Source organism: Hydrotalea sp. AMD (assembly GCF_004100315.1).
Taxonomy (GTDB): Bacteria; Bacteroidota; Bacteroidia; order Chitinophagales; family Chitinophagaceae; genus Hydrotalea; species Hydrotalea flava.
Window position 1 is genome coordinate 301,220 of record NZ_SCKY01000001.1, and the last position, 12,129, is coordinate 313,348.

A 12,129-nucleotide genomic window follows, 5' to 3' on the forward strand; every position below is an offset into this window, starting at 1 on the left:
TTTTTTTAGTTAATAGTTAAGCTACTGCAGAATTAAAAGATGCCCTACTGATTATTTGTAAATGACTATTTAAAGAATAGGCTGATAAAACAATAAAAACATTATCCGCATCATCGAGTAAAGTAGTGATTAAACTAACTGCCTGTTCAATTCCTGCTTTTTTTAACAAAGCATCTTCCGTAACATCACCAATAATAAAAATGAAATTAGAATACTCAATGATAAACTCCCTGGTATTGCGTTCTTCCGGTTCAATTACTACAAATGGAATTTGTTGGTCCATTAACGTAATGGCTGCCTTCTGACCATTTCGGCCAAAACCACATACAATTACATGATTGCGAAGGTTATCTAAACTGCTCATAATTTTTTTGCTTTTAAAATACAATTGCATTTCACCACTAATAATATAGCGGGTTAAACTGGCCAACGCATAGGTAAAAGTTGAAAAAGAACCAATGATAAAAATAATATTAAATATTTTTACATTATCAGATAGTGGTTTAATTTCCTGATAGCCAACGGAAGTAATGGTAATGATGGTCATATACAACGCATCTAAAAACGACCAGTGCTCAACCAGCATAAATCCTAAAACGCCAATGGTAAGGATGATAATGATGATGCCCGCCCAAATAACTAAAGGATGTATACGTTTCAATATAATATGATTTTTTAGAACTCAGCAGCAATTGCAAGCCATTACCACAATACTTTTCAGACAATAAAATTAAGTTTATTTCTACACAAGTAAATGGTTTACATTGTTTACGGTTAAGTTTGTAACAAAAAAAAAGTGAGCCTTTCTGATAAATTATTTCAATGGAAATCGAAAAAAGCAACTGAAAATTTAGCAGCCGGTACTTCAATTTCTTGTAGAAAATGCCAAAAGAAATAATGTAGTTACACTTCCGGATGGGCTTCAGTATGAAATTCTAATTGCCGGGAATAGAGAAAAGCCATTAGCTACGGATACAGTAACCTGCCATTACCATGGAAAGCTGATTGATGGAACTGTTTTTGACAGCAGTGTGCAACGAGGTACGCCAGCCAGTTTTCCATTAAACAGGGTTATAAAAAGATGGACCGAAGCTTTGCAATTAATGCCCACAGGAAGTATATGGAGATTGTTTATACCGCCACATTTAGGCTATGGCGACAGGCCAGGTAAGTGCTGCCATTGATCCCAACAGCATCCTTATTTTTGAAGTGGAGTTAATTCATATCAATTAATTTTTACTGCTACATTTTTTCACTTAATTCAAGCCAGCGGTTTTCTTTCAATGAAAGCATGTTGGTTATTTCAATCATTTGCTGACTCAATTGTTGTAAAGCGTCAAAATCTAAATTACCGCTACTCATTTTGGTGGTGAGTTCATTTTTCTGTTCTTCCAGTGCAACAATTTCTTGTTCTAACAATTCAAACTCACGTTTCTCTTTGAAGCTAAATTTCTTTTTTTCTTCAGTTGTGCTTTCTGTTTTATTTTTTCCGCCTTTTTCTTCCTTTGTTTCAGACAATGGGCTCACCATATTCAGTGTTTTCTTTTCCTGATCTTTTAGCCAGATACGGTATTGGGTGTAATTTCCAGGAAAATCGCGTATAACGCCATCTCCTTCAAAAATAAATAAATGATCTACCAACCGATCCATAAAATAGCGATCGTGACTTACAATTAACACACAACCTTGGTATTCGCTTAAAAACTGCTCCAGAACGGCCAATGTTGGTAAATCTAAATCATTGGTAGGTTCATCTAAAATTAAAAAATTAGGATTTTGAAAAAGCACAATTAATAACTGCAGGCGTTTTTTTTCACCACCACTCAACGATTGCAAATAAGTATATTGTTTATCAGGAGTAAAAAGAAACAATTCTAAAAACTGCGCAGCGCTAATAGAGCCACCATTGGCCAAGGGGAAGCTTTCTGCAAAAGTTTTTACATATTCAATTACCCGCATATTTTCTTTAATCACTAATCCGGCTTGTGAAAAATTTCCAAATAACACCGTATCGCCTATATTGATTTTACCACTATCGGTTGGTTCAATTTGTTGCAACACATTTAAAAATGTACTTTTTCCTACCCCATTTTTTCCTACAATACCAATACGCTCCCCTTTTGAAAATGTATAATCAAACCCTTTTAATACATTAAGATTTCCATAGCTTTTGTATACTTTTTTCATTTCAACAATCTTACCTCCCAGCCTGCTCATTTTTACGTTTAATTGCAATTGGGCATCTTCTATTCTTTGTTTGGCTTTGGCTTCTACTTCATAAAAATTATCCTGCCTGCTTTTGCTTTTGGTGGTGCGTGCTTTTGGTTGCTTACGCATCCATTCCAATTCTTTCCGGTATTGATTTTTTGCTTTGTCAATACTGGCTAATTCACTTTCAATACGTGCCGCTTTTCGTTCCAGATAGTTTTCATAATTACCTTTATACACATACATATTTTCACGTTCCAATTCCCAAATTTCTTCGGTAACGGTATCTAAAAAATAGCGGTCGTGGGTAACCAATAATAAGGTAACATTCTGCTGACTTAAATAATTTTCGAGCCACTCAATCATTTCAACATCCAAATGGTTGGTAGGTTCATCCATCATTAACAAAGTATGTTGATGATTAAAACCTATGTTAATTAAAGTTTTTGCCAGGGCTACTCTTTTTCTTTGCCCGCCACTCAATGCACTAACCGGTTGTTCTAAATGATGAATGTTTAATTTGGTTAAAATCTGTTTTACCTTCACTTCAAAATCCCATGCCTGATAAGTATCCATTTTTTCGAACAATTCGGCCATTGTCTCTCCATCTTCTTTATCAGCCGCAGCTTCATAAGCCCTGATTACATTCATAACGGGATGATCAGATGAGAATATATTTTCCAATACCGTTAAATGTTCTTCAAATTTGGGTTCCTGCTCAAACAATGCTACGGTAACATCTTTGTGTATAAAAATGGTGCCGGAATCAGCTGTTTCATCCCCATTTAAAATACGCAGTAAGGTTGACTTGCCTACTCCATTTCTGGCAATCAATGCTATTTTATCTCCTTCATTAATGTGAAATGAAATATTTTTAAACAAGGGATTGATCCCATAACTCTTTGTAAGTCCTTCTACAGAAACATAATGCATGCTGCAAATATACTGCCTGATACAGGTTAAACCGCAAGGTTCAGCACAATACGCCAACATCTTTCAACAATATATTCCGCTTTAATGAAATGAGCGCATGTTCTCAGTGAAATGAACATAGATGAATGATTGCAAGTATCTGTTTATTTTTGCGAAATAATCATATACCATTATTTTACAGCGTTATAACCCCAAAAAACAAAGCATTGAAACTTATTGTTCAATTTTTGAAACAACATATTGACACTTGTATTGCTGCAGCACTGGCATTTTACTTTGTATTGTTACTAACGCAACATGGTGGCATTGGTATTTCGCCCGACTCAATTATGTATACCAGCGTAGCCAGAAATCTTACGTTGGGCAATGGCTTTCTGCAGTTTGATGGCAAACCGCTTACCATGTTTCCGGTTGCCTTTCCTTATTTTTTACATTTGATAATGTTGCTAACACAGCAGGATATTGTTGTGGTTGCTCCCTACCTCACCGCTATTTTATTTGCCGGTAATATTTATATAGCAGGGTATATTTTAGAAAATGCAAGGATGAAAAATCGTATATACAAAAATGTTATACTGCTGTTGCTGATAACCAACCCTGCACTTTTGGAGGTGTATACCATGCTTTGGTCTGAAACACTGTTTATTTTTCTGGTAATGTTGTTTATTGTAGTACAACAGCGTTATATGCATCACGCTGATTTTAAAAATTTATTATTTGCTGCTGTTATTGCCGGTTTTGCCGCCATTACGCGTTATGCAGGTATTACCTTAATTGCAACAGGTTGCTTTTTGTTGCTGTTTGCAACACATTCCAACTGGACAAAAAGATGGATGCATACCATTTTGTTTGGATGCATCAGCAGTAGTTTTTTGTGTATTAATTTGTTATCGAACATACTACAGTCGGGATATTTAACCGGTAAACGATTACCGGCAGATACAGGCTTTATTGAAAACATGCAGCTATATGGCAATGTACTGGCAGGATGGCTGGGCTCTAATCATCCATCCATGCTTTTTGCGTTGTTGCTGGGTATTTTATTAATCATCATCACAGGAATTTATTTGTATACAGCCATCTTTCATCAAAAAAAGGAAATAGGTTTTACTGTCATTGCTGAAGCTTTTCTTCTGATATATGTGTTGTTTATTATTCTTTCTTCTACATTTTCTAATTATGATGATATCAATAATCGCTTGTTGGCCCCAGTTGCCATTCCATTTTTTTTAATCATTGGTGCCGGAATTCCTCAAATGATCAATGCCCCCAAAAAATCATCCAGAACAACCATGATTCTGGCCGGATTACTGGCCTTATTTGCTTTCATAGGCAATTTAAAGAATGGCTATACTACTTTAAAAAACAATCATGAAGCGGGTATTGGAGGTTATGCGGAAGATTACTGGCAATCATCTGATATATTGCATTTTTTAAAAACTTCTCCATTTACAGATACTGCTACCATTCCTTTATACAGTAATGACTATGCTGCCATTTATTATTTTACCGGAAAAAAAGTAAAAACCTTACCCGAACTAACCCACGAAAATGAACTCAATGTGTTTTTACAAACTAATGCTTTGTATGTTATTTGGCTGAATAGTGGCGACAACCCTGATTTGATAGAACATAATGAAATGAATAAAGTAAAACAATGCATACCGATGCATACATTTTCAGATGGAATTATTTACAAATGCATTCCATTAAATAAACCATTCGTTCAAAAAGATTCAATACCATAATATGGCAGAAAATTTTATAAAAGCAACAGGAAGTAAAACAGAACAATACAATACTTTGCTACCACAAATAGCAGCCATTATTGAGGGAGAAACTGATTTAATTGCCAATTTAGCCAATATAGCTGCCATGTTAAAAGAACAATTTAACTGGTTATGGGTGGGGTTTTATCTGGTAAAAAATGATGAACTGGTTTTAGGGCCTTTTCAGGGGCCCATTGCCTGTACACGCATACGCAAAGGCCGTGGCGTTTGTGGCACCAGCTGGCAACAGGCAGCCACCATTGTTGTTTCGGATGTAAATGCTTTTCCAGGACATATTGCCTGCAGTAGTTTATCACAATCAGAAATTGTAGTTCCAATCTTGCATAAAGGTGCTGTTATGGGTGTGTTGGATGCAGATGCAAAAACTGTTTCACAATTCGATGAAACAGACAGGTTGTATCTGGAACAAATTGTGCAGTTAATACCGCTTACTTGAACCTATTCTGTTATTTGAATATTTTTACAACCATTGGTTTCAAAAACAGGTTGTTTACCGGTAATAATGTGTACATTTTCCAAAAACAGGTCTGTTGCATTTTCGCAGGCAAAGCCTGATTTGGCTGCTATGACCATATCTTTAAAATGTAATTGCCGAATCAATGCATCAGGCATTCCCTTAATACTGATTGCTGTGGCAGCACCATTACAATAAATGTTCTGAAAATAAAAGTTTGAAAAGTTGGGCACTTTATCCATGGGTTGTTCATGTAAGGTTGATTTTTCTTTTCCTGCAGGCATATCTTCATAATATGTATCAAACCCTATGGCCTCATTTACTATATTAGTCATATAAATATTCTGCACATATATATCTTTTACTGTTCCGCCCCGGCCGGCATTACTTTTTACTCTTACACCCATATCAGTGCCAATAAAGCTGCAATTGTTTACAAAAATGTTTTGCATCCCACCATCGGTATTGCTGCCAATTACAAAACCACCATGTGCATGATATACAATACAATCTGCAATAATTACATTGGCTAACTCCGTCACACCGGGTGTTTTTTCGCCGCTCGATTTCATACAAATACCATCATCACCTGCCGTAACAGTGCATTTGTAAATCATAACATTTTTACAGGAACTAATATCAATACCATCCCCATTTTGTGCCCAGTATTCATTATTCACCTGCACATTTCTAATCACCAGATTGGTGCAATGTTGCGGATTCATTACAAAATTGGGTGCGTTTTTAAAAGTAGGCCCATCTATCAACACTTTATCACAATCCACCAATACCACCATTTTGGGTCTGAGAAAATCACGTGCCGGCAAAAAATCATCCGCCGTTAGCGCTTCTTTTTTCCGGATCGATTTTAAATATTTATCGCCATTCATTGCCGCTTCAGATGGCCACCAAATTTGCCCATCTTTACTTAATACACCACCTGCCGATAAAAAATATTTCCATTGAATCTCAGAAACTTTCGATTTTTTTACCGGCCTCCAGGCTTCTCCTGAACCATCTAATACACCCCCTCCGGTAATGGCCACATTTTTTAGTTTATAACCATAAACAGGTGGCTGTACAATAAAATTTTTGATGGTATTTTTTGATGCTGGTATAATAGGATAACTGTTTCTATCAGGTGTAAATAAAACAACTGCACCGGTTGAAATATGCAATTGAATATTGCTTTTTAACGTAATAGGTCCGGTAAGCCATAAACCCGGTGGAAATACCACGGTTCCACCACCGGCATTGCTGCAGGCTTCAATGGCTTGCTGAATGGCACTGGTATTCAAAGCCTGACCATTGCCAATGGCACCAAAATCTGTAATACGGTAGCAGTTTTCAGAAAAAACCGGTAATTGTACTTCCGGCATGGCAAAGGGTGCCAGTTTATGATAATCGTCCATGGTTTTATCCTGTGCAGCTACCTGGGTTACTACTGATAAACTGCAGATTACTACCATCAACAACAACCTGTATTGTATTGAGAAGGAATGAAAAGAAATTGTTTTTTTCATAAATAAGTTTGTATATCATTTTTGAGCAATCGGTTATTCCAATTTAGTCAAATCTATTATGCATTGAAGATGAACAGAAAAAATTTTACGGAAACGTTCCCGAAAACGAAATGCACAGGTGCTCATAAATTGCAGCCGAACATTGTACCTTTGCATGGATGATATTACTACTTTACAGCAGTTAAATGGTTATACCATTTTAATCAAATTTGTAGCAGGAGTAGCAATTAGCAACTAAAGAATATTTTGAAACTTTTGAAAAAACATTACCTGCATTAACCCATAATGAATAAAGCATGAAGCAATTTAATGTTCCGGTATTTTATAGAAGTAATTTAATCAGCCATATTAAAAATTACAGGAAGAATGCAGATAAACTGAAAAAGGATTTTACACCCACCCTATTAGATTTTGGACCGATACAAATATACCTGGCACGCCATTTCGGGTTTTGCTATGGCGTTGAAAATGCCATTGAAATTGCCTTTAAAACCATTGAAATACATAAAGGCAAGCGCATATTTTTATTGAGTGAAATGATTCATAACCCACAGGTAAATACCGATTTAAAGGCAGAAGGTGTTTTATTTCTGCAAGATAATTTGGGCAACCAACTGATTCCTTTTGATGAATTAAAACAGGATGATATTGTTTTAATTCCGGCTTTTGGTACCACGCTGGCCATTGAAAAAATATTACACGAAAAAGGAATTGAAACAGCACAATACAATACTACCTGCCCTTTTGTAGAAAAAGTATGGAACCGAAGTGAACAGATTGCACAAAAAGGTTATACCATTATTATTCACGGCAAACCAAAGCATGAAGAAACAAGGGCTACTTTTTCGCATGCAGCTGCCAATACAGCCACATTAATTATTAGTGATATGCGGGAAGCCATTATATTGGGAGAATTTATAACCGGCAGCAGACCCGCTGCAGAATTTTATGAAGTATTCAAAGGGCATTTCTCTGAAGGTTTTGATGTGGAAAAGGATTTGCAGAAAATTGGCGTAGTAAATCAAACCACACAATTAGCTACCGATACCCAGGCCATAGCCGATTATTTAAAAAATGTAATGATTGTAAAATATCAATTAACCGATGCTACCATGCAACAAAGATTTGCTGATACCAGAGATACATTGTGTTATGCTACCAACGATAACCAAACTGCAGTAACAGGTATGTTGCGTACTCCTGCCGATTTGGCTATTGTTATAGGAGGTTATAAAAGCAGTAATACTTCACACCTGGTTGAATTGTGCGAACAGCAATTACCTACTTATTTTATTGATAGTGCCAATAAATTATTAGATGCACAAAACTTAGTGCATTGCAACTGGCAAACCAAAGCAACCCAAACCATTTCAGGTTATTTACCTGGCAAAACACCTCTTAAAATCTTAATTACCAGCGGAGCAAGTTGTCCGGATAATATTGTAGAAGCAGTAATAGAAAGGCTGGTATCATTTTTCCCCGGCGCCAAAACAATGGAAGCAGTTCGCACTGCTTTTCAATAACAAGAAACCCTCCTGAAATGAATCCGGGGGGTTTCTTCAATATCTGCAAAAGATAAGAACTACATTTTTTTAGTAGTGTCCATTGCTTTTTTAGCAGTATCCATAGCTGGCATGCTGTCATGTTTCATGGTTGTGTCCATAGCAGGAGCAGTTGTTGCTGTAGAATCTGCTTTTGCTTCTTTGTTTTCACCGCTGTTGCAAGCTACAAAACCTGCGATTGCTAAAAGAGCTAATAATTTTTTCATTGTACTTGTTTTTTTAAAATTTTAAAATTTGCGCAAATATAGGCTTCACGCTTAAAATACACAAAATTTAACGATATTTTTTGTTATTTATTTTTTCCGAAAGAAAATTCTAATGGGTACTCCCTTAAAATTAAAGTGTGCACGGAGCTGATTTTCCAGATAATTTTTGTACGGCATTTTAATATCATCCGGAAAATTAGTAAAAAAAGCAAAAGAAGGCACATGAGTTGGCAACTGGGTTACATACTTTATTTTTACGGTATGCCCCCGCACTACCGGTGCATGGTAAGCTTCAACCGCTTTTAGCATTACTTCATTTAGTTTGGATGTAGCAATTTTTTGTTGCTTACTTTCAAATACCGCCATACCGGCTTCCAGCACTTTTAGTAACCTTGTTTTTTCTAATGCTGAAATAAACAAAACGGGCACATCGGTAAATGGCGCAATTTTTTCTTTTAGTTTTTTCTCATAATCACGGGCAGTATTAGTGTTTTTTTCCATCAAATCCCATTTATTAACTACTACTACTACACCTTTTCCTTTACGGGTAGCTAAACTAAATAACGATACATCCTGAGCAGTAATACCTTTTTGTGCATCAATTACAATCAAACAAACATCGGCTTCATCCATGGCTTTAATGGCACGGATTACAGAATAAAATTCTAAATCGTCTTTCTCGCTGTTTTTTTTCCGAATACCGGCGGTATCAATTAGTATACATTCTTTATTGAATAAGTTGTAATGAGTATGAATGGTATCACGGGTGGTTCCGGCAACATCACTTACAATGGTTCTTTCTTCACCCAGCAAAGCATTCAGTAATGAAGATTTACCCACATTCGGCTGCCCTATAATGGCTAATTTGGGAATTGTTTTTTCTGTTGTTTCCTTTTCATCAAGCACTTCAGGTATATTGGCCACAATGGCATCTAATAATTCGCCGGTACCCGTTCCACTGATACTGCTGATGGTATAAATGGTATCAAAACCCAGACGATAAAATTCGGCGGCTTCTAATTCGCGCTGCCCATTATCAACTTTATTCACAGTTAGAAACACTGGTTTTTTTGCCTGCCGCAGCAAATGCGCCATGGCATCATCTAAATCGGTAATGCCCACGGCAACATCTACCATAAAAACAATAGTATCGGCTTCCTGAATGGCAATTTGCACCTGCTTACGAATTTCTTTTTCAAATACATCCTGCGAATCGGGCACAAAACCGCCGGTATCAATTACATTAAAGGTTTTGCCGGCCCATTCAGAAATACCATATTGCCGGTCGCGGGTTACGCCGCTAATATCATCTACAATAGCTTTGCGCTGTTCTAATAAACGGTTAAACAGTGTACTTTTCCCCACATTTGGTCTGCCTACAATTGCTACTGTATAGCCCATAATTCACATTTTTTACAGATGGTTAAATTTTTAATGATAGCCAAATTCTTTCAAAAACAAATCATTATCCCGCCATTTTGGCCGCACTTTTACAAATAATTCTAAAAATACCTTTCCGCCTAAGAAGGCCTCTATATCTTTTCTGGCCAAAGTTCCAATTTCTTTTATTTTATTACCCTGATGCCCAATGATGATCGATTTCTGGGTATCTCTGTTTACAATAATATCGGCCTGTATTTTAATTAAGTGTTCTTTTTCTTTAAACTCGTTTACCAGTACCGCCACATGATAAGGTATTTCCTCTTCAAACAAAGTATAAATTTTTTCCCGGATTAATTCACTCACAAAAAAACGGGTGGGTAAATCACTTAATTCATCTTCGGGATAAAAAGGTTCTCCTTCGGGCAAAAATTCAACGATTGAATTGACCAGTTCATCGGTTTTTTGCTGCTGCAATGCTGCAATGGCCAACACTTTTTTAGCATAAGGTTTTGATTCAAAGAAATGAATGGCATTTTGCAACACTTCTTTGCCCACCTTATCTTTTTTATTCAACACCACAATAACAGGCACTTTTAAATGCAGCGATTGAAACAGGGCATCGCAACTTTCCAAATCGTCGGTAACATCTGCTAATAAAATGGCCACATCCGTATCTTCCAATGCACTTTTCACTGCACCCATCATTTTTTCGTGCAATTTGTATTTGGCTTCAATGATGCCGGGTGTATCTGAAAATACAATTTGGTATTCGCCGGGTTTGCTTAAAAACCCTTTGATACGATGGCGTGTGGTTTGCACTTTTGCAGAAACAATAGCCAGCTTCTCGCCCAATAAGGCGTTGAGTAATGTGCTTTTACCTGCATTGGGTTTTCCAAAAATACCTACAAATCCCGCTTTCATGATGATAACTGTGTTTAAAAACTAAAAGCCTCACGAATTGAGGCTTTTAAAGTTTTAGTTGCGAGGGGGGGAATCGAACCTCCGACCTTCGGGTTATGAGCCCGACGAGCTACCGCTGCTCTACCTCGCGATTTAATAAGTTGCAAAATTAAGGTTAGCAAGGTGAACTGCCAAAACTAATTTAACATTAGTCTGCTTTTTGAATGGAAGATGCGCCGCTCGACTGAATATTTTGAATAACGGGATTGCCTTTATATCGTATACTGCTGGCACCACTGGCTTCTAATCGGGTAAAAGTTTTTTCTACATTTACACGAACATTCGATGCGCCGGAAGCAGATACATCGCAGTTGGCTACGGTTAAATCATAACCTTTTATTACACTGGCGCCGCTAACATCTACATTTAAAGTTCCTACCTTTCCTTTCATTGTTGCATTGGATGCTCCGCTTAAGTTAATGGATAATTCAGCTACATTAAAACTGCCTTTTACATAACTGGCACCGGTTGCTTTTAATTTTAAAGCATTTCCTTTTAATTGATCAACAATATTCAACTGGCTGGCTCCTGAAAGCACAATTTTATTTAAATCAGTAACTGTTACATAAGCTTTAATTTTTTTATCGCTCCAATTCCATTTGTTCCAAAAACCACTTTCCGTATAAATGTGCAATACATCATTTTTTACTTCAGTGATAATTTTTGCTTTATCGCCCCCATCGGCACTAATGGCAACGGCATTAGTATTACCTTGTGAAAGGTACACCGTAACAGCACCGGAAACATCTAATCCGGAAAAATTGCCCACCTTCCGTACTTCGGCATTGGCATCATACACCAAATTTTTAACTTCCTGCCCTTTTACAAAAGAAAGCGACAGAAGGGTTACCAGCATCAACATTATTTTTTTCATTGTTATTTGTTTAAAGAAATGAAACAAAAAAGTTAGTTTTTACATTGAAACGCAGCACTGCAAAAAAAGTTACACCCTTTTTAAATTTTTACGCATTAATTTTGCAGCAGATTTTCCCCGGGGTGCTGGATTGCCTTGATGGGTTAACACATCAACAACATCCGGCTGAGATAATACCCGTTGAACCTGAACAGGGTAATTCCTGCGAAGGGAAGGTGTACTGCTTATTTTAGTCA

The 12,129-nt window shown here is 36.7% G+C and carries 11 protein-coding genes, 1 tRNA gene and 1 riboswitch; of the genes, 4 read left to right on the top strand and 8 right to left on the bottom strand.

The window, feature by feature from the left end; genetic code table 11:
* Positions 1 to 16: 16 nt before the first annotated feature.
* Positions 17 to 661: a potassium channel family protein gene (locus EO766_RS01330; protein ID WP_218331029.1), complete on the bottom strand. Its 645-nt coding sequence runs from the start codon at positions 659 to 661 to the stop codon at positions 17 to 19.
* 277 nt (positions 662 to 938) lie between these two features.
* Between EO766_RS01330 and EO766_RS01335 the strand changes: the two genes are divergently transcribed.
* Positions 939 to 1,184, top strand: coding sequence for an FKBP-type peptidyl-prolyl cis-trans isomerase (locus tag EO766_RS01335; protein ID WP_353744802.1), 246 nt, complete (start codon positions 939 to 941; stop codon positions 1,182 to 1,184).
* A gap of 58 nt (positions 1,185 to 1,242) precedes the next feature.
* On the opposite strand, the gene EO766_RS01340 is transcribed toward EO766_RS01335, so the two are convergent.
* Entirely contained in the window at positions 1,243 to 3,141 is a 1,899-nt protein-coding gene (locus EO766_RS01340; protein WP_075051819.1) for an ABC-F family ATP-binding cassette domain-containing protein, read from the bottom strand.
* 206 nt (positions 3,142 to 3,347) lie between these two features.
* On the opposite strand from EO766_RS01340, the gene EO766_RS01345 reads away from it, so the two are divergent.
* The gene (locus EO766_RS01345) at positions 3,348 to 4,889 is read left to right on the top strand and encodes a hypothetical protein (RefSeq protein WP_143439280.1); all 1,542 of its coding nucleotides are present in this window, start codon (positions 3,348 to 3,350) and stop codon (positions 4,887 to 4,889) included.
* Position 4,890: 1 nt separating this feature from the next.
* Positions 4,891 to 5,367 carry a free L-methionine (R)-S-oxide reductase MsrC gene (msrC, locus tag EO766_RS01350; protein WP_075051818.1) on the top strand — a complete coding sequence of 159 codons (477 nt, stop codon included), beginning with the start codon at positions 4,891 to 4,893 and terminating at the stop codon, positions 5,365 to 5,367.
* Positions 5,368 to 5,369: 2 nt separating this feature from the next.
* Here msrC and EO766_RS01355 read toward each other — a convergent pair whose 3' ends face one another.
* Entirely contained in the window at positions 5,370 to 6,908 is a 1,539-nt protein-coding gene (locus tag EO766_RS01355; protein ID WP_287100631.1) for a glycoside hydrolase family 28 protein, read from the bottom strand.
* A gap of 296 nt (positions 6,909 to 7,204) precedes the next feature.
* Between EO766_RS01355 and EO766_RS01360 the strand changes: the two genes are divergently transcribed.
* A complete protein-coding gene (locus EO766_RS01360; RefSeq protein WP_075051760.1) occupies positions 7,205 to 8,431 on the top strand; it encodes a 4-hydroxy-3-methylbut-2-enyl diphosphate reductase in 1,227 nt (408 codons plus the stop codon).
* Between the two features lie 59 nt (positions 8,432 to 8,490).
* Here the strand turns inward: EO766_RS01360 and EO766_RS01365 are convergent, their stop codons facing one another.
* The 5 genes from EO766_RS01365 to EO766_RS01385 form a co-directional block, all read right to left on the bottom strand.
* Complete coding sequence (locus EO766_RS01365; RefSeq protein WP_068241051.1) at positions 8,491 to 8,676, bottom strand: hypothetical protein; 186 nt, start codon at positions 8,674 to 8,676, stop codon at positions 8,491 to 8,493.
* Positions 8,677 to 8,763: 87 nt separating this feature from the next.
* Entirely contained in the window at positions 8,764 to 10,077 is a 1,314-nt protein-coding gene (gene der, locus EO766_RS01370) for a ribosome biogenesis GTPase Der (protein ID WP_075051761.1), read from the bottom strand.
* 30 nt (positions 10,078 to 10,107) lie between these two features.
* Positions 10,108 to 10,980 carry a GTPase Era gene (gene era, locus EO766_RS01375; RefSeq protein WP_075051762.1) on the bottom strand — a complete coding sequence of 291 codons (873 nt, stop codon included), beginning with the start codon at positions 10,978 to 10,980 and terminating at the stop codon, positions 10,108 to 10,110.
* A gap of 58 nt (positions 10,981 to 11,038) precedes the next feature.
* A tRNA-Met gene (locus tag EO766_RS01380) sits at positions 11,039 to 11,110 on the bottom strand.
* Between the two features lie 57 nt (positions 11,111 to 11,167).
* A complete protein-coding gene (locus tag EO766_RS01385; RefSeq protein ID WP_075051763.1) occupies positions 11,168 to 11,893 on the bottom strand; it encodes a head GIN domain-containing protein in 726 nt (241 codons plus the stop codon).
* Between the two features lie 108 nt (positions 11,894 to 12,001).
* A riboswitch (TPP riboswitch) is annotated at positions 12,002 to 12,123 on the top strand.
* Positions 12,124 to 12,129: the final 6 nt, after the last annotated feature.